We start from the raw sequence: 25,238 nt of genomic DNA, 5'->3' as shown, positions 1-25,238 counted from the left end.
CCGGTCAACCTATCCCGCCGATGATCTCGAGGATCCGCTGCCAGGCCGGGCTGCCGACCTCGATGACGCCGAAGTGGCCACCGGTCACCTCGGTCAGGTCCGCGGTCGCGCCGGCGGCGGTGGCGCGCTCGACGTACTCCCGGGACTGGGAGATCGGGACGATGTCGTCGTCGGGGGCGTGCACGCAGTGGACGGGTACGGCGAGCGGCAGCTGCTGCGCGGGATCGGCTGCGGCGTCGGCGGGCCCGGGGGCGTGGCCGAGGAAGGCGTCGACCGCACCGCCGCCGAGGCCCGCGCGGGACGCGGCGACCAGGTCGAGCACGCCCGCCTGCGAGACGACGTCGGTGACCGGGACGACCGGGTCCGGCCGGCCGGCGGCCCAGGTCGCGAGGTGACCGCCCGCGGAGTGGCCGAGGGTGACCACCCGGTCCAGCGCCGCCGCCGGCACCAGGCCCGCGGCCGCCATCGTCGCGAGGTGGTCGATGCCGGCCGCCACGTCGTCGAGGGTCGCGGGCACGCCGCCGCCCCCACCAGGGCCGCTGCCGACCCGGCGGTACTCCAGGTTCCAGGTCACCCACCCGCGCGCGGTCAGGTCCTGCGCCAGCGGCGTCCCGAGCGAGAGGTCGTACTCCGCTTTCCAGAAGCCGCCGTGGACGACGACCACCACACCCCTCGGCTCACCGTCGGGCAGCAGCAGCTGGCCGAACTGGCTCGGGTCGTCGCCGTACGCCGTGCCGACCTCGTCGCCGTCGAGGCCGGCGTCCTGGTCGGCCACCGGGGGCTCCTTCCCGCACGCGGCGAGGCCGAGTGCCGCGGCCGCAGCCAGCACGCTACGCCGACGCGGGGCGCCGGCGGCGACCACGGCGCTGCTACTCGCCGAGGGCGGCGGGGAGCGTCGACCGCCAGGCGGCCCCCAGCTCGTCGAGCGGCACGTCGAAGACGTCGTCGACCACCAGCGCGTCGCCGCCGGTGGTGCCGAGCTCGGTCATCCGCACGTCGTGGCGGGCGCAGCGGGCGCGCAGCTCCTCGACGTCGTCGGCGGCGACGGTGACGATCGCCCGGGCGGCGGACTCGGAGAACAGCGCGACGAACGGGTCGTCGGCGACGCCGGAGACGTCGACCGTGGCGCCGACGCCGCCGACGAGGGCCGCCTCGGTGAGCGCCTGCGCCAGACCGCCGTCGGAGAGGTCGTGGGCGCTGGTCGCGGTGCCGACCAGGTCGGCGAGCAGCAGGGCCAGCCCGCGCTCGGCGGCCAGGTCGACCTGCGGCGGCCGGCCACCGAGGTGGCCGTGGACGACGTGCGCCCACTCGCCGCCCGAGAGCTCCTCGCGGGTGGTGCCGAGCAGCACGACCCGCTCGCCCTCGCCGGTGAACGAGGACGGCGTGCGGCGTCGTACGTCGTCGATGACGCCGAGCACCGCCACCACTGGCGTCGGCAGGATCGCGGTGTCGCCGGTCTGGTTGTAGAGGCTGACGTTGCCGCCGGTGACCGGGATGCCGAGCTCGAGGCAGGCGTCCTTGAGGCCGCGACAGGCCTCGGCGAACTGCCACATCACCCCGGTGTCCTCAGGCGAGCCGAAGTTGAGGCAGTCGCTGACAGCGAGGGGCCGGGCGCCACCGGTTGCCACGTTGCGGTAGGCCTCGGCCAGTGCGAGCTGCGCGCCGGCGTACGGGTCGAGCTTGGCGAACCGGCCGTTGCAGTCGGTCGCGACCGAGACGCCGAGATGGGTCTCCTCGTCGACGCGCACCATGCCGCTGTCGGCAGGCTGCGCGAGCACCGTGTTGCCCTGCACGTAGCGGTCGTACTGGTCGGTGATCCACGACTTGTCGCAGAGGTTCGGGCTGGCCACCAGCTCCAGCAGCGTCTTGCGGAGCTCGTCGCCGTTGGTGGGGCGCGGCAGCTGCTCGGCGCCGTCGGCCTGCAACGCGTCCTGCCAGTCGGGCCGGGCGAACGGGCGCTCGTACACGGGGCCGTCGTGCGCCACCGTGCGCGGAGGTACGTCGACGACGACCTCGCCGTGCCAGGTGATCTCGAGCCGGCTCGTGTCGGTGACCTCGCCGATGGCGACGGCCTCGACGTCCCACTTCGCGCAGATCGCCATGAACGCCTCGACGTCGCCGGGCTCGACGACGGCCATCATCCGCTCCTGGCTCTCGCTCATGAGGATCTCCTCGGGAGCCAGCGTCGAGTCGCGCAGCGGCACCCGGTCGAGCTCGCAGCGCATGCCGCCGTCGCCGGCGGACGCCAGCTCGGAGGTGGCGCAGGAGAGCCCGGCGCCACCGAGGTCCTGGATGCCGGCGACCACGCCGGCCCGGAACAGCTCGAGCGTGCACTCGATGAGCAGCTTCTCCATGAACGGGTCGCCGACCTGGACACTGGGGCGCTTGGCCGGCCCGTCCGCGTCGAAGGTCTCGGAGGCGAGCACCGAGACCCCGCCGATGCCGTCGCCGCCGGTGCGGGCGCCGTACAGGATCACCTTGTTCCCGGTGCCCGACGCCTTCGCCAGGTGCAGGTCCTCGTGCCGGAGCACGCCGACGCAGAGAGCGTTGACGAGCGGGTTGCCGAGGTAGGTCGGGTCGAAGACCGCCTCGCCGCCGATGTTGGGCAGACCGAGGCAGTTGCCGTAGCCGCCGACGCCGGCCACGATCCCCGGCAGCACCCGGTGCGTGTCGTCGGCGTCGAGCGGGCCGAACCGCAGCGGGTCCATGACCGCGATCGGGCGGGCGCCCATCGCGATGATGTCGCGGACGATGCCGCCGACGCCGGTGGCGGCGCCTTGGTAGGGCTCGACGTACGACGGGTGGTTGTGGCTCTCGACCTTGAAGCTGACCGCGTAGCCCTGCCCGATGTCGATGACACCGGCGTTCTCGCCGATGCCTGCGAGCATCTTCCCGACCGGCGTCTCCTGGGGGATCTGTCCGAACTGCCGGAGGTGCACCTTGGAGGACTTGTAGGAGCAGTGCTCGCTCCACATCACCGAGTACATCGCCAGCTCCGAGCTGGTCGGGCGGCGGCCGAGGATCTCGCGGATCCGCAGGTACTCGTCCTCCTTGAGGCCCAGCTCGGCCCACGGCTGCTCGCGGTCGGGGTCGGATGCGGCCAGGGCGACGGTGTCGAGCACGGCGCAAATCTATCGGCCCCGGGCGGTTCCTCTAGGTTGGGCCCATGCCGCAGCCGCCGCCGTCGTCCCGGCCGGGCGTGGCGGTCGGAGCGTTCGCGCTCGTCGCGCTCCTGGTGGCTCTGGCAGCGGCCGGGGTGTGGTGGGTGCAGCAGGACGGCGACCCGTCGTACTCCGGCGCGTCCGACGCCCCGGAGAGCCCGCCGGCGAGCGCGTCGGACCCGTCCGGCGCCACAACGGCCGGGAGCGCGGACACCGCCGCCGCCGACGACCGGCGGGTCGTGGTGATCTCCGTCGACGGGCTGGGCTCGCTGTGGGTGAGCCGGCGCGCGACACCGGGAATCGCCGACCTGCTGGCACAGGGCGCGGGCACGCTCAACGCACGGACCGAGGTCGAGAAGACGGTGACGCTGCCCAACCACACCGGGATGGTGACCGGTGACCGGGTCGACCCGGTCCAGGGCGGCCACGGCGTCACGTGGAACTCCACGTCGACCCGTTCGGTGGCCCTCGGCACCCAGTCGGTGTTCTCGGTCGTCGACGCCGCCGGCGGCACCAGCGCGGTCTACGCCGGCAAGCAGAAGTTCGAGATGTGGGGCCGGGCCTGGCCGGGCACGATCGACCCGCTCGAGATCGACGACCAGGCCTCGCTGGTCACCGACACCGTCGAGGACCTGCGCGCCGGCGCGCACGACCTCGTCTTCCTCCACCTCGCCGGCCCCGACAACGCCGGCCACGAGCACGGCTGGGGCAGCCCGGCGTACCTCGACGCCGTCCGCACCGCCGACGCCGACGTCGACCGGGTGGTGTCGGCCGTCGCCGACGACCCCGCCCTCGCCGAGGAGGTGGTCGTGATCGTGACCGCCGACCACGGCGGCGTGCCCGGCACGACGACGCACAGCGACGCCACGCAGCCGGAGAACTTCACCATCCCGTTCGTCGTGTGGGGTGCCGGTGTCACACCGGGCGACCTCTACGACCTCAACCCCGACTACCGCGACCCCGGCAGCAGCCAGCCGTCGTACGACGGTCCGCAGCCGGTCCGCAACGGCGACGTCGCCAACCTCGTGACCGACCTGCTCGGCCTCGACCCGGTGCCGGGCAGTCTTTTCGACACCGGGCACGACCTCGACGTCGAGTAGCGCCGAACGGGTCAGAGCCGCTCGCCACGGATCTGCTTGAGCCGTCGCGCCTCCACCTTCCCCTCGGCGTAGAAGAACTGGGCCTGGTCAGCGGCGTAGACGGTGACCGACCACAGCGTCGAGGGGTCTTCGTAGTAGATCGCGACCTTGTAGTCGACGGCTGGGTCACGAGAGATGACTTCCACCACGGTCAGGTCCGGGTTACCGGCCAGCGTGCCGACCGCTCCGGTCTCGTTCCTGCCGTAGTAGGCCTCCAGCGCGGCTCGGCTGCGCCACTCGCTGTAGTGGAACCGGACCTCAGATCCCTCCACCAGCTCGATGCAGTCGGCCTCGGTAGCCCGCGCGGCACCGGCCCGCACCGAGCAGCCGTCGTCGAGCACCGACGGGAACACCCACGCCATGCCGTCGGGACCGCTCGGGAGCGGGCAGTCGGCGAGCCGGTTCACCGGCCCGTCGCCGTTCCAGCAGCGGAACTGTGGAGGCTCCTTCGTCGCCCCGGTGTTGCTCGGCTCCGTGTTCGCCGGCGAGGTGGGAGCGTCGTCGGTGGCCGTCCCCGCGCCGGCGCGGCTTCGTTCCTTGGCCTCCGTCGGCTCGTCGTCGTCGCCACCGAGGAGCAGCATCACGCCGCCGGCGCCGATCAGCGCCGCGACCACCGCGGCGGCGACCAGCAGCACGATCGAGGGCCGCATCGGGCGTGACCGGTCGCGCTCGACCGGCGGCGGGGACGCAGGCGGTGGCTCGGGAGTCGGTTGGGTCGGCGGCGGTGCTGTCGGCGGTGGGGGCGGGGGTGGCGGCGGGAAGTCGTCGGCGAACAGCGGGCCGCTGATCCGGGTGCCGCGGTCGTAGGCGGTGGGCGGCTCGACCGGGGCCAGGGTGGTGCCGCACCGGGCACAGTAGTGCTGGTCGGGCCGGGCGGCCGCCGCACCGCAGCTCGGACAGTCCACGATCGTGCGCCTCCTCTCCCGGGATGGGCGGAGCCTAGTGCCACCGCACCGAATTACAGCGCTGTAGTTGCTGGCAACGCCTGTTACCAGTGTTACCAATGTGGTTATCGTGATTCGCCGCACCTGCCGTCGTGCCCTCGGACCACTGGAGCTGAGAATGTCTGCCCGCCTCTGTCGACCCGGCCTCGCCGCCGCCCTGCTGGCGACCCTGATGGTGCTCGTGCCGTTGCGCCCCGCCGCGGCCGAGCCCAACCCGGTCACCCCCGGCGACTTCAAGGGGTTCGGCTTCGACCAGTGCCTCGCCCCGAACCAGAAGGCGATGGACACGTGGCTCGACCACTCTCCCTTCCTGTCGGTCGGCATCTACATCTCCGGTGACTCACGCGCCTGCCGCAGCCAGCCCAACCTCACACCGCGCTGGATCCGCACCCAGCTCCGCAAGGGCTGGCGGCTGCTGCCGATCACGCTCGGACCCCAGGCCTCCTGCAGCGACCGGTTCCCGCGCTACGGCAACGACCCGGTGATCAACGGCCGCCCCGGCCGCAACGGCAAGTTCCCCGCGGCGCGGAAGCAGGGCCGCGCCGAGGCCGTCAAGGCGGTCGACGCCGCGAAGGCGCTGGGCATCGTCCCGCGCAGCACGCTCTGGTACGACCTCGAGGCGTTCGACGAGGACAACTACCGGTGCCGCGAGTCGGCGCTGGCGTTCCTCAGCGCCTGGACCGACAAGCTGCACGACCTCAGGTACGTCTCCGGCGTCTACTCCAGCGCCGGGTCTGGCATCGCGGTGCTCGACGACGCGCGGGTGGAGCGGCCGGGCACCTACACGATGCCCGACATGGTCTGGATCGCGCGTTGGGACGGCGTCGCCAACACCTCCACGTCCTACATCCGCAACGACGGCTGGCGTCCCGGCGGCCGCGTGAAGCAGTACACCGGTGGTCACGACGAGACCTGGGGCGGCGTCACGATCAACATCGACCGCAACTACCTCGACCTCGGCAAGGGGCGGGTCGCCGAGCCCGAGGAGCACTGCGGCGGCGTCAACCTCGACTTCGCCCGCTACCCCGCGATCCGCCAGCCGGGTGAGGGAGCGAAGCCGCCGGTCAACAAGGTCCGGGCGCTCCAGTGCCTGCTCCAGGAGCGCGGCGTGTACGACGGGAAGCTGAACGGCAGGTACAACGCCGCCACGGTCGCGGCGGTCGGCGCGTGGCAGAAGAGCCGCGGGTTCGCCGTGAGCCCGACGTGGAGCCCGGCGAACTGGGTCGCGGCGTTCGCGCAGGGCCGGGACTACGCGCAGAAGATCGGGTCGACCGGCCCGCACGTACGACGCGCGCAGCGTGCCCTCAACGCGGCGAACTCCTCGCTGCAGCGGAAGGTCGACGGCATCTTCAAGAAGAAGACGGCGAAGGACGTGAAGGCCTACCAGCGGAAGGTCGGCCTGAAGGCGACCGGCATCGTCAACCGGGCCACCTGGGAGCGGTTGCGCGCTGGTCGGTCCTGACCGACTGCCCCGGGCGCGCGAGTGGAGCTACTCCATCTTCAGCCGACCGGCGGGCCGACCAGCAGCGCGAGCCCGGTGAGCGCGGCCACCGCGACCACGAAACCGGCCAGCGCCTGCCGCCGGTGGCCGATCAGCCAGGCGACGGCGCGCTGGGAGCCGTTCGGGCTGTCGGGACGCGAGTGCCAGGTGTCGTCGAGCCCACCGCGCGCCTCGACGTGGCGGTCGAACCACACCGTCATCAGCGGCGGCACGGCCGACACCAGGCCGAGCACCAGCCGCCCGCTCGTCCACCGCTGGTCGACGCCGACGACGACGGTCGCGAGGCAGTAGGCGATGAAGACGGTGCCGTGGACCGGCCCGGCGACCTGCACGCCGACCTCGGACGCGTCGACGACGTACTTCACGAACATGCCGGCCAGCAGGCAGACCCAGGTGATGGCCTCCGCGACGGCGAGCGCACGGAAGACCCGGCGCGGCGTCACGTCAGGACAGCCGCGGCGAGCGAGGTGAAGAAGCCGAGCCCGTCGGTGCCGGAGCCGGTCAGCTCCTCGACGGCGTGCTCCGGGTGCGGCATCAGGCCGACCACGTTGCCCCGCTCGTTGGTGATGCCGGCGATGTCGTTGAGCGACCCGTTCGGGTTGACCTCGAGGTAGCGGGCGACGACCTGCCCCTCCCCCTCGATCCGCGCGAGGGTCCCGGGGTCGGCGACGAACCCGCCCTCGCCGTTCTTGAGGGCGATGACGATCTCCTCGCCCGGCGCGTACGACGACGTCCACGCGGTGCGGTTGTTCTCGATCCGCAGCCGCTGGTCGCGGCACACGAACTTGCGGTGGTCGTTGCGGATCAGCGCACCCGGCAGCAGGTGGGACTCGCAGAGGATCTGGAAGCCGTTGCAGATGCCGAGCACCGGCAGGCCGTCGGTCGCGGCGCGGACCACCTCGGTCATCACCGGCGCGAACCGGGAGATCGCGCCGCAACGCAGGTAGTCGCCGTAGGAGAAGCCGCCCGGCAGGACGACGGCGTCCACGCCCTTCAGGTCGGCGTCGGCGTGCCAGAGGGCGATCGCCTCGTTGCCGCCGATCCGTACGGCGCGACGCGCGTCGACGTCGTCGAGCGAGCCGGGGAAGGTGACGACCCCGACCTTCACCGGTCGGCCTGCTCGACGCTCACGGTGTAGTTCTCGATGACCGGGTTGGACAGCAGCGTCTCGGCCATCTTCTCGACCGCGGCGAGCACGTCCGGCGTGGCGTCGCCCTCCACCTCGAGCTCGAACCGCTTGCCCTGGCGCACGTCGGTCACACCGGTGAAGCCGAGCCGGGGAAGCGCCCCGAGCACCGCCTTCCCCTGGGGGTCGAGGATCTCGGGCTTCGGCATGACGGCAACGACGACTCGGGCCACGCCTGAAGTCTAGAAGGTCTCGCCGGTCAGCAGCTCATAGGCCTCGACGTAGCGCGACCGGGTCCGCTCAATGACCTCCGGCGGCAGCGGCGGCGGGGCCTCACCGGACGCCTTGTCCCAACCGGACTCCGGCGAGAGCGCCCAGTTGCGCACGATCTGCTTGTCGTACGACGGCTGCGCGCGGCCGGGCCGCCACTCGGCGGCCGGCCAGTAGCGCGACGAGTCGGGCGTGAGCACCTCGTCGCCCAGAACGATGCCGTCGCTGCCGGTGGAGGTGGTCGAGCCGTCACCGGTGGTCGAGCCGTCACCGGTGGTCGAGCCGTCACCGGTGGTCGAGCCGTCACCGGTGGTCGAGCCGTCACCGGTGGTCGAGCCTGTCGAGACCCCGAACTCGAGCTTGGTGTCGGCGAGGATGATCCCCCGCTCGCGGGCGATCTCCTCGGCCCGGCCGTAGACGGCGAGCGTCAGGTCGCGGAGCCGGGCGGCGACCTCGGCGCCGACGGTGGCCACGACGGCGTCGTAGGAGACGTTCTCGTCGTGGTCGCCGAGCTCGGCCTTCGTCGCCGGGGTGAAGATCGGCTCGGGCAGACGGCTGCCGTCGACCAGGCCGGGGGGCAGGGCGATGCCGCACACCTCGCCCGTCGCGTCGTAGTCGAGCAGCCCGGTGCCCGTGAGGTAGCCGCGGGCGACGCACTCGACCGGGTACATCGCGAGCTTCTCGCAGATGACCGCGCGGCCGGCGACCTCGGCCGGGACGTCGGTGCTGACGACGTGGTTCGGCACCAGGTCGGCGAGCTGCTCGAACCACCACAGCGACGTCCGGGTGAGGATCTCCCCCTTGTCGGGGATCGTCGTCTCCAGGACGAAGTCGAAGATCGAGAGCCGGTCGCTGGCGACCATCAGCAGCCTGCCGGCGTGCGGGCCCTCGGTCAGCTCGTAGAGGTCGCGCACCTTGCCCGAGTGGAGGTGGCGGGTTCCGGGGAGGACCGGTGCCGGCGGGATGTTCGCGAGCGTCACGGGGCCAGCCTAGGGAAACCCGTGAGTTCGGGGGTCTCTGCCCTTCGCTCGGAGCGGGATGGCAGAGTCCTGCCATGCCGCTCTCACCCGCCGAGGCCTACGACCAGATCGTGTCCGCCACGCGACCGTCGCTCGACGACGGCTGCCCCGAGTGCATCCGGGTGGCGACCGACCGCATCGTGTGGGAGGACGAGAGCTGGGTGCTGTCCGCGGCCGACCATCCCGACAGCGTGGCCGCCGCGCTGCTGCTGCAGACCCGTGAGCACAGCAAGGTCGGCCAGCTCGACGACGAGCTCGCCTCGGCGTTCGGCCGGATCTCCAACCGGCTGGTGCGGATCATCGAGAGCACGCCGCAGGCCGAGTACGTCGACGTCAGCCGGTACGGCGCGCATCGCGGTCACTTCCACGTGTGGTTCTTCGCGCCGGCCGTCGGCGACGGCCCGGCGGACCTCCACCTGATCGCGACCAAGCTCGCGAACTGGGGCGGCGACGGCAGGGCATAGCCCGTCGGGGAGGAACTCGTTCCTCCCTTCGTGAGGGACATCAGGCGCATCCTCGGCACGCTGGCGCTCGCGCTGGCCACCCTGCTCGCCGTCGCACCGTCGCACGGTGCACCGGGCGATCCCGACCCCAAGGGCCTGCTCGGCGACACCGAGGCCGACCTCGCGAACATGCGGGCGGCGTACGGCCGGATCCTCGACAGGGGCGGCCAGCTGCGGAACCCGGCGTACCTCCCGGCGCTGGTGCGCGAGAGCTCGGCCGTCACCGTCTCCCAGCTCCTCGCCCAGGCCGCGACGCCGGACCGGCTGGCGGTCACGCCGGCGCTGCTGGTGCCGGGCTGGAACGTGGGCAACCCGCTGCGTGCCGGCTGGAACGGCACCCGCGGCCGCTCGCAGCCGGTCGCGTTCACCAACCGGTTCGGTGCGCTGCTGCGCGGCACCCTCTACGGACCGCTGCCGGGCGCGAAGGACCCCTACACCGGGAAGGTGCTCGCGGCGCCGTACCCGGGCGTCGTGATCACGCCGGGCTCGGTCGGCGGTTCGCAGGGCATGTACCAGTGGCTGGCGCAGGACCTCGCCGAGCGTGGCTACCTCGTGCTGCTCTACGACGTGCAGGGCCAGGGCACCAGCGAGACCCTGCCACACACGGGCGACCCGGTCTTCCCGTTCTGCAACCCGTTCGCGCCCGTCGAGGGTGACCCGGCCCTCGGCACCGGCCAGATGACCCCGTGCCCGGGCGTGCCGTTCCAGCAGCTCGCCAACTTCACCACCGGCACCGTGGACGCGCTCGACTTCTTCACCTCGCGACCGTCGGCGCCGTACGCCAACCCCGGCGTAGGCACCACGAAGGTCGATGCCTACAACCCGTGGTGGCAGCAGTGGGACCGCTCCCCGATCGAGGACCCGCAGACGGCGGGGCGGACCACCCGGCTCGCGGTCATCGGCCACTCGATGGGGGCCTCGGCGGTCTCCTACGTGCAGGCGTACGACGACCGCGTGGCCACCGTCGTCGCGCTCGACAAGCTGTTCGCCGACGCCCCGGCGCCGGTGGGCCAGGGCCACGTGGACCCGGTGGTGCCGGCTCTCGGCATCCAGTCGGAGTACGGGTTCACGGTGACGCCGCGCCAGCTGTCGGCCGGCTCGTCACTGGTGCCGGCGGCCGGCCTGCCCGACCCGATGCGGGAGCGCGCGAGCGGATTCGAGGCGTGGCGGGCCGAGGACCTCGACACCATGGTCGTGGTGCCGCGTGCGAGCACCCACCTGGAGTACACCGACATCCCGCTGGTGCTGCCGGCCAGCCGCTACGGGCAGGCGCTGAGCAGCGTCTACACCCAGGCCTGGCTCGGCCACTACCTCAAAGGCGACACTAGTGCGAAGGCCCTGCTGGCGGAGCGGTTCCGCTACCTCGAGCCGGTCGGCCGCGGCCGCTGGGCACCGATCACCCTGCGCCGCGACCCGCTGCTGAGCGCGCGGTACTGCTCGGCGTACCACCTCGATGTCGACGGCCAGGTCCGCACCGACCTCGACGTGGTGGACGTCGGCTGCTGAAACCTCGGTGATCGAGCAGCCCGAGCGCCGTACGCGGGGACCCCGGTGGTCGAGTAGCCCGAGCGCTCTGCGCGAGGGCGTATCGAGACCCCTTACGCTCGAGCCATGTCCGTCGTCAAGATCAACGCCATCCACGTGCCCGAGGGTGCGGGGGCCCACCTCGAGGAGCGGTTCGCCGCGCGCGCCGGGACCATCGACGGCTCCCCCGGCTTTTTGGGCTTCCAGCTGCTGCGGCCGGTGGCTGGCGACGACCGCTACTTCGTCGTGACCCACTGGGAGGACGAGGAGTCGTTCGCCGCCTGGCGCGACGGTGCCGGCATGGCCGCGCACGCGAAGAGGCCCGGCGAGGAACAGCAGAAGCCGGTCGCGAGCGGCGCGGACCTGCTGGAGTTCGAGGTCGTGCTGGACGTCCAGCCGGGCTGAGGTCAGCCCCGCTGGCGGGGCTTCTCGGGGACCACCCGGATCCACTTGCAGTCCTCGCCGATGGCGATCGCTTTCCGTCCCTTGCGGACGACGTAGAGCTTCCAGTGGTGCTTGCCCCGCTTCAGGACCTTGTCCAACCGGGTGAGCTCGTCGTTGCGGTCGAGGGTCTTGATGTCGGTCAGGCACTCGCGCAGGGTGCGGACGTCCCCGATGCGGACGCCCGTCCGACGGACGTCGTCTCGTCGACGGGGCTCCTTGGTCGGTTTCGCGGTCTCGGTCGCGGTGACCTCGGTCGTCGGCTCCGTCGACTCCGGTGACTCCGTCGACCCGGTCGGGTCGCTCGCCTCGTCGCTCGGGCCCGGGCCGTCCGAGGACGCAGCGACCTGGGCGTCGTCGCGATCCCCGCCGGAGCCGTCGGAGCCGTCGTTCGTGACCGCCCAGGCGCCACCGACGACGAGGGCGAGGGCGGCTGCGATGCCAGCGGTGGACAGCAGGACTCTGCGACGGGCGGGTGATTCGCCGGCTTGGGACACGATCTCCTCCAGGAGCTCCTGGCGCGCGTCGTGGAGGGGCCAGACGTCGATCTGCTCCCGCGGGTGCGGGTCCTTGCCGGACAGTGGGTCGGGACCCGCGTCCTTCCGATCGTCGCTCATCAGCCCTCCCCGATCACGTGCTCGAACGGGACTGCCTGGACATGTCCGAGCAGGGCGGGTGCGTCACACCCAGGTTCGGCGATCTCGCGGAACCGCTGCCGCGCGCGGGCCAGCCGCATCCGCGCGGTGCCGGGTGCGATGCCGATGACACCGGCCGCCTCGGTCGGCGTGAGCCCGTCCCAGCCGACGAGCATCAGCAGCTCGCGGTCGTCGGGACGCAGCTTGAGCAGCACCCGCCGGAGCCGGTCCCACTCGGCGACGCCGATCGCCGGGTCGGGCACCACGTCGCGGGCGAGGGCGTCGCGCAGCCGGCCGCCCAGTCGCTGTCGGCGGCGCTGGCCGCGGTGGTAGTTGGAGAGGACGTGCCGGGCGATCCCGAACAGCCACGGCCGCCCGTCCCCCGGCGGGGCCTCGGCGAGCCGGCGCCACGCGACCAGGAAGACCTCGCTCACCACGTCGGCCGCATCGGCCGGCTGATCGACCCGGCGCAGCGCGTAGCCGAGGACGGCGGCGAAGTTGCCGTCGTACAGGGCCCGGAACTGCTCTTCCGGGTCGTGCGCGTCCGCGACGGGGTGAGGGGTCATGCCCTTCCATGTCCGGCCTCGCACGCAGCGTCACACCTAGGCCGAGCCGGCGAGGGAGTCGTACGGCGACGGCGCGTCCGAGACGCCCGGGATGCTGACGCCGCCGCGCTCGAGGAGGGCCTTCTCCCCGCGCTGGACGACCTTGTAGAACTCCTGGCTGCGGCCGCGGGCCAGCCCGGTGCGGGCGACCGGCGACAGCCGGCCGTTGACCGCGCGGCTGGCGCGACCGAACAGCCGCCAGGCCGCCTCGTCCCGCGCGCTCCACGGGATGTCGTAGTGCCGGCGCACCCGGGGTCCGAGGCTCCCCTGCACGATCGTCGCCAGGGTCGGGGAGCTGACCCGGCGCAGCGGCAGGGCGTAGCCGGAGGTGCCGGCGATGTGGCGGCCGACCAGCCGCGCCTCCTCGACGAGGTGCGGCTCGTCGGAGCGGAGCCAGCCGTCGAAGGTGGCGCGGAACTCGTCGTACGTCGCAGGTGCAGCGGAGCGCGGCATCCCGAACAGCTCGGCCCACCGGACGAACCCGGCGAAGAGCTCCTCACGCTCGCGGTGGCGGAGGCGACGGACGAGCGCGTCGTACATGAACTCGACGGAGTCGAGCGTGAACGCGGCCGTCCACCACATCAGGCCCGGATCGGCCGCACTGTAGGGCGATCCGGCCGGGTGCGCGGCGCCGCCGTCGACGGACATCGTGCCGCGGACCGTCGTGTGCCGCTTGGCCGCGTAGTCGAGCGCGCGGTCGGCCTCCTCCCTGCTGCCGAGGAAGACCGACTCGAAGAGGCGGGCGGTCAGCCCGAGCCGGGTGTAGGGCGATTGCCGGTGGGTGGTGTGCTGCGCCGTACCGACGAAGAGGCGGGGGTGCAGCGCGCCGATCACCAGCGCCCGCTGGCCGTAGGTGAGCCCGACCGCGCGCGACGACAGGGCGCGCACGACCATCGAGTCGGCGGCGAAGTAGCCGGGCATGCCCCGAACCTAGAGGATCGAGCCCGGGGAGTACGTCGCTGCCGCCGGGTGCCGCTCGACGACCTCGGCCACGCGGCGGCAGACCGCCTGGGTCTGCGCGACCGCGGCGCCGGTGAACGTGATCGGGTCGGCGACGAGCGTGTCGAGCTGGTCGGCGGTGAGGCCGAGCCGCTCGTCGGCGGCCAGCTTGGCGAACACGTCGTTGTCGGCCTGGCCCTGCCGCATCGCCAGCGCGGTGCCGACGGCGGCCTCCTTGATCGCCTCGTGCGCGGTCTCGCGGCCGACGCCGTTGCGGACGGCGGCCATCAGCACCTTGGTGGTGGCGAGGAACGGCAGGTAGCGGTCGAGCTCGCGCTGGATCACCGCCGGGAACGCCCCGAACTCGTCGAGGACGGTGAGGAAGGTCTGGAACAGTCCGTCGACGGCGAAGAACGCGTCCGGCAGCGCCACCCGTCGTACGACGGAGCAGGAGACGTCGCCCTCGTTCCACTGGTCGCCGGCCAGCTCGCCGACCATCGAGAGGTAGCCGCGGGTGATGACCGCGAGCCCGTTGACCCGCTCGCAGGAGCGGGTGTTCATCTTGTGCGGCATCGCCGACGAGCCCACCTGACCCTCCTGGAAGCCCTCGGTGACCAGCTCGTTGCCGGCCATCAACCGGATCGTGGTCGCGAGGTTGGAGGGTGCGGCGGTCAGCTGCACGAGGGCCGAGAGCACGTCGAAGTCGAGGCTGCGCGGGTAGACCTGGCCCACGCTGGTCAGCACCCGGCCGAACCCGAGGTGGGCGGCGACCCGCTGCTCGAGCTCGGCCAGCCGGTCCTCGTCGCCGCCGAGCAGGTCGAGCATGTCCTGCGCCGTGCCCATCGGGCCCTTGATGCCGCGCAGTGCGTAGCGGGCCAGCAGGTCCTCGACCCGCTCCAGCGCGATGAGCAGCTCGTCGGCCACCGTCGCGAACCGCTTGCCGAGCGTCGTCGCCTGCGCCGCCACGTTGTGGGAGCGCCCGGCCATCACCGTCAGCTCGTGCTCGGAGGCCAGCCGCGCCAACCGCGCCAGCGTCGCGACCGTCCGGTCCCGCAGCAGCTCGAGGGACTGCTTGACCTGGAGCTGCTCGACGTTCTCGGTCAGGTCCCGCGAGGTCATCCCCTTGTGGATGTGCTCGTGCCCGGCCAGCGCGGAGAACTCCTCGATCCGCGCCTTCACGTCGTGCCGCGTCACCCGCTCCCTGTCCGCGATCGACGCCAGGTCGACGCTCAGCTCGCCCTTGGCGACGACGTCCTCGTAGGCCTCCACCACCCCGTCCGGCACGTCGATCCCGAGGTCGCGCTGCGCCTTGAGCACCGCGATCCACAACCGCCGCTCCAGCACGATCTTGTGCTCGGGCGACCAGATCTCGGCGAGGTCGGCCCCGGCGTACCGGGTGGCCAGGACGTTGGGCACGGTCACGTCCCTCATTCTCCCACGACGTCGATTCCTCCCTCGTGGTCGGTTGAATCGTGGGTTGTGGTCAGTTGATTCGTCAGTCGTGGCCCGTTGATTCGTCAGTCGTGGCGGGTTGATTCGTCAGTTGTGGCGGGTTGATTCGTCAGTGGTGGCGGGCTGGGTCGCCACGAGAGACGAATGAACAGGCCACGAGGGACGATTCGACCCGCCACGAGGGAGGAATCAACCCGCCACGAGGGAGGAATCAAGGAAGGGGCGGGAGGGGACGGACGAGGACAAGCTCGCCGTCCTCGTTGGAGCCGCGGATCTCGGTGAAGCCGGTGCGGGTGGCGACGGCGAGGCTGGCGGCGTTGTCGGGGGCGATGCTGGCGCGGACCCGGACGCCCTCGCGGTCGCAATTGGACAGTGCCCACTGGAGGGCGCGGGTGGCGATGCCGCGGCCGCGGACCTCGGCGACGAGGCCGTAGCCGACCTCGACCTCGGGTACGCCGTCGGCGGCCGGCTCGGGCGCGCCGAAGAAGCCGATCGAGCCGGAGACCAGCCCGTCGACGACGATGGAGCGCGGGCCCCACGGGTCGCCCTCGCGCCAAAGGCTCGCGGCGTCGACGTCCTCGTTGCGCGGGAACGACGGGTGCCAGCCCGCGAGCCGCCCGCCGGACCGGATCGCCGCGACGGTCGCGGCGTCCCAGAGCGGCAGCGTCACGTCAGGAGCCCTCGGGGTCGGCCAGCGACGCGCCCTCGACGACGCCGAGCGGCTCGGCCGCGATGTCGGAGCGGCGCTGGAGGCCGTCGAAGGTGATCAGGTCGGCGGCGGCGTACGCACGGGCGCGGGCGTCGGCGACGTCGTACCCCACGGCGCGTACGGCGAGCACCCGCCCGCCCGCGGTCACCAGGTGCTGGTGGTCGGGGTCGCCCGGCTCGGGGGCGGCGACGATCGCGGTGCCGGCGTGGATGACGTCGACGTCGTTGACGCCGTTGGCCGCGCCGACGCCGCGGATCACGTCACCCTTCGACGACGACTCGGGGTAGCCGGCCGACGCGAGCACCACCGTCACCGCGGCGTCGTCGCGGAAGACCGGGGCCGGCACGTCCGTGAGCCGGCCGGTGGCCGCGGCGCGCAGCAGCGCCCCGAACGGTGAGTCGAGCACGGCCAGCACCGGCTGGATGTCGGGATCGCCGAAGCGACAGTTGAACTCGATGACCCGGGGCCCGTCGGCGGTGAGCGCGAGGCCGACGTACAGGCAGCCAACGAACGGCGCGCCCCGCCGGGCCATCTCGTCGAGGGTCGGCTGCACGACGGTCTCCATCACCACCTGCGCCAGGTCCGGCTGCGCCCAGGTGAGCGGCGTGTAGGACCCCATCCCGCCGGTGTTCGGGCCGCGACCGCCGTCGAAGATCCGCTTGAAGTCCTGCGCCGGCTGGAGCGGGTACGCCGTCCGCCCGTCGCACACCGCGAACAGCGAGACCTCCGGCCCGTCGAGGAACTCCTCGACCACGACCCGACCGCAGGTCGCCGCGTGCGCGAGCGCCTCGTCACGGTCGCGGGTCACGACGACCCCCTTGCCCGCGGCCAGCGCGTCGTCTTTCACCACGTACGGCGCGCCGTACTCCGCCAGCGCCGAGGCGACCTCCTCGGGCGTGGTGCACGTGCTCGAGCGGGCCGTCGGGACAGCGGCCGCGGCCATCACCTCCTTGGAGAACGCCTTCGACCCCTCGAGCCGCGCGGCGGCTGCGGACGGGCCGAAGCAGGGGATCCCGGCGGCGGTGACGGCGTCGGCGACACCCGCGACGAGCGGCGCCTCCGGACCGACGACGACCAGGTCGGCGCCGACCTGCTGGGCCAGGGCGGCAACGGCCGCACCGTCCATCGGGTCCACCTCGTGCAGCGTGGCGAAGGCACCGAGCCCCGGGTTGCCCGGCGCCGCGTGGACCTCGGTCACCCCGGGGTCGCGGGAGAGGGCCAGGCCGATGGCGTGCTCGCGGCCACCGGTGCCGATCACGAGGGCTCTCACGGGGCTCGATCCTAGGGCCGCACCGGGCCCACCGGGATTGCCGGTCCCACGGCTGGGGCAGACTGGCCGACGTCCATCAATCTCATGGGGGTTTCTCGGCGTGGTGTTCCCGCAACCCGGCGACCAGATCGGTCGCTACCGGATCGACTCGGTGATCGGCCAGGACGGACTCGGGGTGGTGTACGCCGCGACCGACGAGCGGCTGCAGCGGACGGTCGCGATGCACGTCCTACGACCCGAGCTCGCCGCGACCCCTGGGTTCACCGACCGGTTCCGGGAGTCGGCCACCCGGCTGTCCCGCCTGTCGTCGCCGTACGTCGCCCAGGTGCACGATCACGCGACCGACGGCGACCACGTCTACCTGGTCAGCCAGCACGTGCCGGAGGGGACGCTCGCGGCCTGGCTGCAGCAGCACGGGGCGCTCCCCCAGCACGCGGCCCTGACGCTGGCCGAGCAGGCGGCCGCCGGTCTCGCCGACGCGCACCGGCAGGGGCTCGTGCACGGCGACGTCGGGCCGCACCAGGTCCTGGTGCGGGAGGCCGGCACGGTCCGCGCCCATGCCTGGCTCACCGGCTTCCCCCTGACCGACGCCAACCCGCAGGCGAGCACCACCGGCGACCTGCAGGGGGTCGGTCGGCTGCTCATCGCCGCCCTGACCGGCACCGACCCCGGGCCGTCACCCACCCCGCCCCCGCCGGGCAGCTTCGGCCCGCAGGTCGACGCCCTTCTCAACCGGCTGCTCGGTCCGCACCCGGAGGCCGGGCCACCGCACGCGGACGCCCTGCGCGCCGAGCTCGCGGACATGACCCGCCGCTGGGCCCCGGCCACCCCGCCGCCTGGGGCACCCGGCGCACCCGGGGCAGCCCCCTCCTCCGCCGCAGCGCCGACGGCGATCCGGCCCGCCGCGCCGCCGACCGCCGTCCGTCCTGCTCCGCTGGCGCCGCCCCCACCGCCCAGCTCTCCGCCCGCGAGTGACGGGAAGGTCCGGCGCAACGGCCTGCTGGTCGCGCTCGTCGCGGCCGCCGTGGTGCTGGTGGTCGTCGCGGGGGGTGTCGCCTGGCGGCTGCTGTCCGATGGCGGCGACGGAGACGGTGACGGCGGCGGCGACCCGACGACAGCGGCCGGCGTCGTGACCGGCGACCTCGACGGCGACGGCCGCGGCGACGTGCTCCTCGACCGCCTCGACCCCGAGACGCTCGGCAAGGTCGGCGAGACGGTCTTCCTGTCCTCGGGGGAGGACGGTGTCGGCGATCCGGCGAGCGAGCCCTACCCCGACGCCGTGGCGATCGACACCTTCCCCACGCTCCAGCTCGCCGACGTCGACGGTGACCAGCAGCTCGACAAGGTGTTCACCGCGAGCGTCGACCTGGCGCTCGTCATCGACGTCGTGCCGGCCGAGGGTGAGCCGTGGCACCAGGAGATCCGTACCGAGGGCACCGACTGGGGAGCGACGGACTCGTTCACCGCGCTCTTCGGCGACGTCGACCGCGACGGCCGCGACGACCTCATCATCGGCAACGAGTTCGCTGCCGGCGGCGGCGTCCGCCTCTTCGTCGGGTCGGCCGGCGACGATGCCTTCGCCGACCCCGCGGAGTGGTACTCCTCCGACAGCGACGCCGACTACGCCCAGTTCGACGTCGCCGACTTCGACGGCGACGGGGAGGACGACGTCCTGGCCACCCTCGAGGGCGACGGCCCCGGCGAGGGCGAGCAGCCCTGGGACATCGAGCTGCAGCTGATCACCTCGGACGGCAGTGCACTGGCCGACGCCGGCGCGCCGCTGCCGTTCGGCCCGGACAACTACACCCAGGGCGTCCGGCTGTACGGCGACCTCGACGGCGACGGCGACGACGAGCCGCTGCTCGTCGGGCCCGACGGCTTCGCCACGACCGAGTTCGCGGACGGCGCGTGGTCGGCGATCGACCTGATCTGGCAGGCGCCGCCGGACAACGCGGCCTGGCAGGGCCGCTACAACCGCTACAGCTCGTCCGCGACCGCCGACTGGGTCATGTCGGACGTGGACGGTGACGGCGACGACGACCTGGTGTTCCTCAAGTACAACGGCGACCCCAGCAAGCCGGTGACCGTCCGGATGGCCGAGGGCGGCACCCTGGCGGAGCCGGTGCCGTGGGGGACCTTCGACTGCGCACCGAGCTGCGGTGACAGCTTCAGCCCGGTGACCCCGGCGTACTGATCGGAGAGCGATGCAGATCCCCCAGCCCGGGACCGTCCTCGGCCAGTACCGCATCGAGCGGCTGATCGGCCAGGGCGGCATGGGTGTCGTGTACGCCGCGACCGACACCCGGCTCGGCCGCGAGGTCGCGCTCAAGGTGATCACAGGCCCGCTCGCGTCCAACGAGGAGTTCCGCCGCCGGTTCCACCACGAGGCGCTCGCGATGTCGCGGGTCCAGTCGCCGTGGGTCGTGCAGGTCCACGACCACGACGAGCTCGACGGCTATCCCTACATCGTCACGCAGTTCGTCGCCGGCACCGACCTCGGCTCGTTGGTCGAGCAGCAGCAGCGGCTGACCGCACGCCGGGCACTGCGGCTCTGCGCGCAGGTGGCCCGCGGCCTCGACGACGTGCACCGGGCCGGCGTGCTGCACCGCGACGTCAAGCCGGGCAACGTCTTGCTCTCCGACCCCGGCACTCCTCACGAGCGGGCCTTCCTCTGCGACTTCGGCATCGCGACCTCGGACGCGGCGAGCCACCACACCGCCACCGGCATGGTCGCCGGCACCTGGGCCTACCTGGCGCCGGAGCGCACGCTCGGCTCGCCCGCCGTCCCGGCCAGTGACCTCTACGCCGTCGGCTGCATGCTGTGGACCTGCCTGACCGGTAGCACGCCCTACACCGGCACCGAGGTCGAGATGGCGATCGCGCATGCGAGCGCCCCGATCCCCCAGCTGCCGGATGACGGTGAAACGGTCCGCGGCCTGAACGCCCTCCTCACGCGGGTGATGGCGAAGGACCCGAAGCAACGGCACGCCGACGGCGCCGCCCTGGCTGCGGAGATGGAGGCACTGGCTGCCACTGCGTCGGACGAGCCGGTGCGCGCACCCGTGGCCGCGGCACCCCCGACCGCCGTCCGCAGCAGCTCACCCGGGAGCCACGGGAGCCCACCACCTCCGCCGCCCGCCGCTCCCGCGGCGCCGACCGAGGCGGCGCGACCCGCCGGGCCCTCACCCCGCCGGCGTCGTTGGCCGTTGGTCGTCGGTGGGATCGTCGCCCTCGCGCTGGTGGGCGGACTGGCCACCTGGGCCGGGCTCGCAGCGCGGGACGACGACGAGCCGGGGGGCGCGAAGGGCGACCCGAAGCCGGTCGAGCTGGTGAGTGGCGACCTCACCGGCGACGGCCTGGGGGACGTGGTGGCGCAGGTCCGCGCGAACGCCTTCGAGGCCGAGGCGAGCGGCACCGGGACCGTCACGAGCCTGGCGTCGACCGGCACCACGCTGGGCGAGCCGAAGGACCACGGCACCGAGGCCGGTCGGCCGCTGCTGGGCGACGTCGACGGCGACGGCCGGATGGACCAGGTCTGGTTCACGGCGCAGGACGGAGCAGGCACCTACAAGCTGCGGGTGATCCCCGGCGACGGCTCGATCTGGGAGCACCCCCAGACCCTCACCGCCACCGTCGAGTGGGACGTGCTCACCCCGTACCTCGCCGATGTCGACGGCGACGGCAGCGACGACCTCCTCTTCGCGAACAGCTATCTCGACGACGGCAGCCTCGTGACGATGTATGCGTCCCTCGCGGGCGACGAGTCCTTCGCGAAACCCGAGCTGGTGCTCGACCTGGGCCGGACCGAGGACCCGATCACCGGCGTCGGGGACCTCGACGGCGACGGCGACGACGACCTGTTCCGCGCGACGAACACCCACCGCGGGAACCGGATCACCGGCGTCGAGCTCCAGCCGTTCGTCAACGACGACGGCAGCTTCTCCGCAGAGGAGCCGCTGCGTCCCGACGTCGACACCTGGGGCGTCGGGTGGTTCATGGCCGGGGACGTCGACGACGACGGTGCCGACGAGGTCGTGGTCACCAACGGCCGGCGCGGGTCTGTCGGGGTGGTCGAGCTCGACGCGGACGAGGGCCGCTTCGGCGACGTCACCGAGTGGCTGCCCGGCCGTGGGACCGACGAGGAATGGGAGCAAGAGGTCTTCGACCGCGGCGCGCCGGCCTTCGAGCAGTCGCTCTCGGACGTCGACGGCGACGGCGACGACGACCTGGTGTCGACCAGGGAACGCGACGGCGCGCTCCAGATCGGCGTGGCGGTCTCGGACGGCGAGAGCTTCGCCCCCTTCGGCGAGGACGTGTGGGGAACCATCACGTCGTGCCCGCTCGAGGGCTGCGGCCTGATCCGCCTGGTGGTGAACGTGGAGCCGTCCATCCTCTAGCGGTGGAAGGTCAGGCCCCGTCGAAGCCGTTGAGCAGCAGGAAGAACAGCACGACGCCGACGAGCGCGGCGCCGACGCCGACCAACGCACCGAGGGCGACCCGCTTGCCGCCGGACGCGCCGTCACCGACGAGCGGGGGGGTGACCGCGCCGACGAGCGCGCCGATGACGGCCATCCCGCCGAGCTGGGCGGGGAGGATCCAGTTCTCCGAGCCCTCACCGTCGAACACCGCTGCGGCGACGGGCAGGCTCAGGACCCCGGCGACCAGCAGCACGAGGTAGGCGAGGATGCGTGGCACGCGCCGAGCGTAGAGCCACAGAGTTGCGCGGGTCCCGGAAACGGCGATCGCCCCGCCGGCACCGAGGTGCCGACGGGGCGTCGTCGTGGTGCTGGGATCAGCGCTACTTCTTGGGGGCGCGCTTCACCGTGATGGTCTGCTCCGTCGACGAGGGCTTGGTGAAGTCGCCCTTGAAGACCTTGACCGAGAGCACGTGCTCGCCACGGGGCAGCTTGCCCACGACGAACTTGACCTGGCCGTCACGGTCGAGCGTGCCGGTGCCGACCCGCTTGCCGTTGTCCTTGACGACGAACGCGACACCGTTGGTCGCGCCGGAGGTCTCGACGGCAAGGAACACCTTGACCTTGTTCTTCACCGTGATGACGTCGGGCTTGACCGTCATCGTGCTGCTGGTCGGCGCGCGGTCGACCTTGACGGTCACGGTGCCGGTGTCGCTGCCGCCGCGGCCGTCCTCGACGGTGTAGTCGAACGTCTTGGTCCCGACGAAGCGCGGGCCGAACGAGGCCTCGAGCACGCCGGCGACGGGCTCGCCGTCGACGGTGTAGGTCAGCTCGTCGCCGTCGGCGTCGGTGGCCTCGAGCGGGACGGAGACGCTGCCGCCGGCGACGGTGCTGGCGGTGAGGTCCTCGGCGACCGGGGCCGTGTTGGGGGCCTCGGCGGCGGTGAACGTGTAGGTCGTCAGGCCGACGGTGATCGACTCGATCACGCCGTCACCCTTGACGCCCGAGCCCAGCGACCAGCCGGCCGCGACGACGGTGGCCTCGGCCGGCAGCGCGGCGCGCCACTCGGCGAGGGTGCCGTTGAAGGCCGAGCCGTAGCCGCCCGAGGTGGACGGCGCCAGCGCCTTGAAGTCGGCGGACGAGCCGTTGGTCAGCCACCAGTTGGTGAGGCCGAAGTTCTCGCGGTAGAGCGCGTCGCCGTTGGCGTAGCTGCGCTCGCCGACGAGACGGCCGTCGAACGCGCCGTCGCCGTTGATGTCGATGAACAGCTGCAGGCCCGGGCGGAGCGTGTTCTCCGAGCCGTTGGCGCGCCAGCTCATGCTGGGCTCGCCGACCTCGGCGAACGGCTGGCCGACCAGGAAGGCGCCGGCAGCCTTGTCGCTGCTGGTGTTGCCCTCGGTCCAGACGCGGACGCCCGACGTGAGCCGGAAGTCGTTGTGACCGGTGGAGCCGGACTCCTGGGTGTTGACGTCCCCGGGACGCAGGACCTTGGTCTCGTCCGCCTGCTCGTCGCTGAAGAGGTACTCGGTGCCGCCCACGGTCAGGCCGTAGACGGTGCCGTCGCCCTTGACGCCGGAGCCGAGCGACCAGCCGGCCTGCACGACCTCGGCGTCGGGGTAGGCCGTCTGCCACTCGGTCAGGGTGCCGTTGAGCGGGCCGCCGCCACCGCCGGTGGTCGGCGGAGTGTTGGGCTCGGCGAAGACGGCGGCGTCCTGGACGCTGCCGACCCACCAGTTGCCGCCGTACACGGTCTCGCCGACGAGGATGCCGTCGACGTCGCCGTCACCGTCGAAGTCGGTGGTGAGCTGCAGGCCCGGCTCGGGACCGGTGCCGGCCCACTCGAGGCTCGGCGTGCCGACCTCGGCGAGCGCCAGGTGGACGTCGAAGTAGGCGGCGGCCTTGTCGGTCGAGGTGTTGCTCTCGGTCCAGACGCGGACGCCGTCGGTCTGGAAGTCGTTGTGGCCGGTGGCCCGCGTCGCGTCGGTGTTGACGTCGACGGGGGTGAGCACGACCTGGTCGGCGTGAGCGGCCGGAGCGCCGGCGATCACGAGCCCGGCAGCAGTGACGGCACCGGCGGCGAGGCCGGCGCTGACGCGCCCGATCTTGGGCGCGCTGAAGCGGTTGAACATTCGTTGCCCTTCGGTTGGTTCGTTCCCTCCGCTCCGCAGAGCGCGGAGCCCGGCCGCCGGACCGGCGGCCGACTAGACCACACCACGAACCGGCGGGCTTTTATGCGGTTTTCGGTAAAGAGATGAAAGAAATAGCCGAACGGGCAGATCTCAGCGCAGCGGGTGGAGCACGACGGCCTGCTCGCGCTCCGGCCCGACACCCACGACGGACATCCGGCCACCCGAGATCTGCTCGAGCTCCTGCACGTAGGAGCGGGCGTTCGCCGGGAGGTCGTCGAGGGTGCGGGCGCCGCTGATGTCCTCGGTCCAGCCGGGGAAGTACTCGTAGATCGGCACCGCGTGGTGGAACGCGCTCTGGTTGGCGGGCATCTCGTCGTACCGCTCGCCGTCGACGTCGTAGGCCACGCACACCGGGATCTGCTCGAGACCGGTCAGCACGTCGAGCTTGGTGAGCACGAAGTCGGTCACGCCGTTGACGCGGGCGGCGTAGCGGGCGATCACGGCGTCGTACCACCCGCAACGGCGCGGCCGCCCGGTCGTGGTGCCGAACTCTGCGCCGGTGTTGCGCAGGAAGTCGCCGGACTCGTCGTGCAGCTCGGTCGGGAACGGACCCTCTCCCACCCGGGTGGTGTAGGCCTTCACGATCGCGATCACCTGGTCGATCCGCGTCGGCGGGATGCCGGAGCCGGTGCACGCGCCGCCCGCCGTCGCCGACGACGACGTCACGAACGGGTAGGTGCCGTGGTCGACGTCGAGGAGCGTGGCCTGCCCGGCCTCGAGCAGCACGGTCTCGTCGCGGTCCAGGGCCTCGCCCAGCAGCAACGTCGTGTCGCAGACGTACGGCGAGAGCCGGTCCGCGTGCGCCAGCAGCTCCTCGACGGTCTGGTCGACCGACGGTGCGCGGCGGTTGTAGATCTTGGTGAGGATCTGGCTCTTGAGCTCGAGCGCGCCCTCGACCTTCTGGGCCAGGATCTTCTCGTCGAAGAGGTCCTGGACGCGGATGCCGAGCCGGTTCATCTTGTCGGCGTAGGTCGGGCCGATGCCGCGCCCCGTCGTGCCGATCTTGCGGCTGCCGAGGAACCGCTCGGTCACCTTGTCGAGGGTGCGGTTGTAGTCGGCGATCACGTGCGCGTTGGCGCTGACCTTGAGCGCGCCGGTGTCGATGCCGCGCGCCTCGAGCCCGTCGATCTCGTGGAACAGCACGTCGAGGTCGACGACGACGCCATTGCCGATGACCGGCGTGCAGCCTGGGGTGAGGATGCCGCTCGGGAGCAGGTGGAGCGCGTACTTCTCGTCGCCGATCACCACCGTGTGGCCGGCGTTGTTGCCGCCGTTGAACTTCACCACGTAGTCGACGCGGCTGCCGAGGTGGTCGGTCGCCTTGCCCTTGCCCTCGTCGCCCCACTGGGCGCCGACGATCACGATCGCTGGCATCGGTTGCGCTCCTTCGCAAAAA

General features: G+C 72.5%; 23 protein-coding genes. 7 read left to right on the top strand and 16 right to left on the bottom strand.

The annotated features are described in order from the left end of the window. Positions 1 to 4 precede the first annotated feature (4 nt). A complete protein-coding gene (locus DJ010_RS19885; RefSeq protein WP_245927732.1) occupies positions 5 to 775 on the bottom strand; it encodes an alpha/beta hydrolase family protein in 771 nt (256 codons plus the stop codon). Between the two features lie 94 nt (positions 776 to 869). Beyond that, entirely contained in the window at positions 870 to 3,122 is a 2,253-nt protein-coding gene (gene purL, locus DJ010_RS19880; RefSeq protein WP_109697057.1) for a phosphoribosylformylglycinamidine synthase subunit PurL, read from the bottom strand. A 44-nt stretch (positions 3,123 to 3,166) separates the two neighbouring features. Between purL and DJ010_RS19875 the strand changes: the two genes are divergently transcribed. Next, entirely contained in the window at positions 3,167 to 4,261 is a 1,095-nt protein-coding gene (locus DJ010_RS19875; RefSeq protein WP_109697055.1) for an alkaline phosphatase family protein, read from the top strand. Positions 4,262 to 4,272: 11 nt separating this feature from the next. On the opposite strand, the gene DJ010_RS19870 is transcribed toward DJ010_RS19875, so the two are convergent. Further along, on the bottom strand, positions 4,273 to 5,205 hold the full coding sequence (locus tag DJ010_RS19870) for a hypothetical protein (protein ID WP_109697053.1): 933 nt from the start codon (positions 5,203 to 5,205) through the stop codon (positions 4,273 to 4,275). A gap of 157 nt (positions 5,206 to 5,362) precedes the next feature. On the opposite strand from DJ010_RS19870, the gene DJ010_RS19865 reads away from it, so the two are divergent. After that, a complete protein-coding gene (locus DJ010_RS19865; protein ID WP_109697051.1) occupies positions 5,363 to 6,706 on the top strand; it encodes a glycoside hydrolase domain-containing protein in 1,344 nt (447 codons plus the stop codon). Between the two features lie 38 nt (positions 6,707 to 6,744). On the opposite strand, the gene DJ010_RS19860 is transcribed toward DJ010_RS19865, so the two are convergent. From DJ010_RS19860 to DJ010_RS19845, 4 genes are read right to left on the bottom strand one after another with little or no spacing between them, the layout of a single operon-like run. Beyond that, on the bottom strand, positions 6,745 to 7,188 hold the full coding sequence (locus tag DJ010_RS19860) for a DUF3817 domain-containing protein (RefSeq protein WP_109697049.1): 444 nt from the start codon (positions 7,186 to 7,188) through the stop codon (positions 6,745 to 6,747). Further along, complete coding sequence (gene purQ, locus DJ010_RS19855) at positions 7,185 to 7,853, bottom strand: phosphoribosylformylglycinamidine synthase subunit PurQ (protein ID WP_109697047.1); 669 nt, start codon at positions 7,851 to 7,853, stop codon at positions 7,185 to 7,187. Before purQ ends, DJ010_RS19860 begins: the two co-directional genes overlap by 4 nt. After that, positions 7,850 to 8,104, bottom strand: coding sequence for a phosphoribosylformylglycinamidine synthase subunit PurS (gene purS, locus DJ010_RS19850; RefSeq protein WP_109697045.1), 255 nt, complete (start codon positions 8,102 to 8,104; stop codon positions 7,850 to 7,852). Before purS ends, purQ begins: the two co-directional genes overlap by 4 nt. A 9-nt stretch (positions 8,105 to 8,113) precedes the next feature. Beyond that, positions 8,114 to 9,121: a phosphoribosylaminoimidazolesuccinocarboxamide synthase gene (locus DJ010_RS19845; RefSeq protein ID WP_109697043.1), complete on the bottom strand. Its 1,008-nt coding sequence runs from the start codon at positions 9,119 to 9,121 to the stop codon at positions 8,114 to 8,116. Positions 9,122 to 9,195: 74 nt separating this feature from the next. Between DJ010_RS19845 and DJ010_RS19840 the strand changes: the two genes are divergently transcribed. From DJ010_RS19840 to DJ010_RS19830, 3 genes are all read left to right on the top strand, one after another. Further along, positions 9,196 to 9,624, top strand: a complete 429-nt coding sequence (locus DJ010_RS19840; protein ID WP_109697041.1) for a hypothetical protein — start codon at positions 9,196 to 9,198, stop codon at positions 9,622 to 9,624. Between the two features lie 30 nt (positions 9,625 to 9,654). Next, positions 9,655 to 11,169, top strand: coding sequence for an alpha/beta fold hydrolase domain-containing protein (locus tag DJ010_RS19835; RefSeq protein ID WP_245927730.1), 1,515 nt, complete (start codon positions 9,655 to 9,657; stop codon positions 11,167 to 11,169). 105 nt (positions 11,170 to 11,274) lie between these two features. Then, positions 11,275 to 11,592: an antibiotic biosynthesis monooxygenase family protein gene (locus DJ010_RS19830; protein ID WP_109697039.1), complete on the top strand. Its 318-nt coding sequence runs from the start codon at positions 11,275 to 11,277 to the stop codon at positions 11,590 to 11,592. A gap of 2 nt (positions 11,593 to 11,594) precedes the next feature. Here DJ010_RS19830 and DJ010_RS19825 read toward each other — a convergent pair whose 3' ends face one another. From DJ010_RS19825 to purD, 6 genes are all read right to left on the bottom strand, one after another. Continuing rightward, entirely contained in the window at positions 11,595 to 12,245 is a 651-nt protein-coding gene (locus DJ010_RS19825; RefSeq protein ID WP_109697037.1) for a hypothetical protein, read from the bottom strand. After that, the gene (locus tag DJ010_RS19820; protein ID WP_109697035.1) at positions 12,245 to 12,829 is read right to left on the bottom strand and encodes an RNA polymerase sigma factor; all 585 of its coding nucleotides are present in this window, start codon (positions 12,827 to 12,829) and stop codon (positions 12,245 to 12,247) included. Before DJ010_RS19820 ends, DJ010_RS19825 begins: the two co-directional genes overlap by 1 nt. A gap of 36 nt (positions 12,830 to 12,865) precedes the next feature. Further along, positions 12,866 to 13,789 carry an oxygenase MpaB family protein gene (locus tag DJ010_RS19815; RefSeq protein WP_109697033.1) on the bottom strand — a complete coding sequence of 308 codons (924 nt, stop codon included), beginning with the start codon at positions 13,787 to 13,789 and terminating at the stop codon, positions 12,866 to 12,868. Positions 13,790 to 13,798: 9 nt separating this feature from the next. Beyond that, a complete protein-coding gene (purB, locus tag DJ010_RS19810) occupies positions 13,799 to 15,238 on the bottom strand; it encodes an adenylosuccinate lyase (RefSeq protein ID WP_109697031.1) in 1,440 nt (479 codons plus the stop codon). 232 nt (positions 15,239 to 15,470) lie between these two features. After that, positions 15,471 to 15,929 (bottom strand): GNAT family N-acetyltransferase, encoded by a 459-nt coding sequence (locus DJ010_RS19805; protein WP_109697029.1) that lies wholly within the window; start codon positions 15,927 to 15,929, stop codon positions 15,471 to 15,473. 1 nt (position 15,930) lies between these two features. Then, on the bottom strand, positions 15,931 to 17,238 hold the full coding sequence (gene purD, locus DJ010_RS19800; protein ID WP_109697027.1) for a phosphoribosylamine--glycine ligase: 1,308 nt from the start codon (positions 17,236 to 17,238) through the stop codon (positions 15,931 to 15,933). A gap of 100 nt (positions 17,239 to 17,338) precedes the next feature. On the opposite strand from purD, the gene DJ010_RS19795 reads away from it, so the two are divergent. Together DJ010_RS19795 and DJ010_RS19790 are read left to right on the top strand one after the other, a co-directional pair. Beyond that, positions 17,339 to 19,432: a serine/threonine protein kinase gene (locus tag DJ010_RS19795; RefSeq protein ID WP_158283075.1), complete on the top strand. Its 2,094-nt coding sequence runs from the start codon at positions 17,339 to 17,341 to the stop codon at positions 19,430 to 19,432. A gap of 10 nt (positions 19,433 to 19,442) precedes the next feature. Next, a complete protein-coding gene (locus tag DJ010_RS19790) occupies positions 19,443 to 21,635 on the top strand; it encodes a protein kinase domain-containing protein (RefSeq protein ID WP_109697023.1) in 2,193 nt (730 codons plus the stop codon). A gap of 10 nt (positions 21,636 to 21,645) precedes the next feature. On the opposite strand, the gene DJ010_RS19785 is transcribed toward DJ010_RS19790, so the two are convergent. The 3 genes from DJ010_RS19785 to DJ010_RS19775 form a co-directional block, all read right to left on the bottom strand. Further along, the gene (locus tag DJ010_RS19785) at positions 21,646 to 21,933 is read right to left on the bottom strand and encodes a hypothetical protein (RefSeq protein ID WP_109697021.1); all 288 of its coding nucleotides are present in this window, start codon (positions 21,931 to 21,933) and stop codon (positions 21,646 to 21,648) included. A gap of 103 nt (positions 21,934 to 22,036) precedes the next feature. Next, complete coding sequence (locus tag DJ010_RS19780; protein WP_109697019.1) at positions 22,037 to 23,782, bottom strand: Ig-like domain-containing protein; 1,746 nt, start codon at positions 23,780 to 23,782, stop codon at positions 22,037 to 22,039. Between the two features lie 150 nt (positions 23,783 to 23,932). Next, on the bottom strand, positions 23,933 to 25,216 hold the full coding sequence (locus tag DJ010_RS19775) for an adenylosuccinate synthase (protein WP_109697017.1): 1,284 nt from the start codon (positions 25,214 to 25,216) through the stop codon (positions 23,933 to 23,935). Between the last annotated feature and the right edge of the window lie 22 nt (positions 25,217 to 25,238).

The organism is Nocardioides silvaticus (genome assembly GCF_003160695.1).
Taxonomy (GTDB): domain Bacteria; phylum Actinomycetota; class Actinomycetes; order Propionibacteriales; family Nocardioidaceae; genus Nocardioides; species Nocardioides silvaticus.
This window is presented reverse-complemented; position numbering and strand designations above follow the sequence as displayed.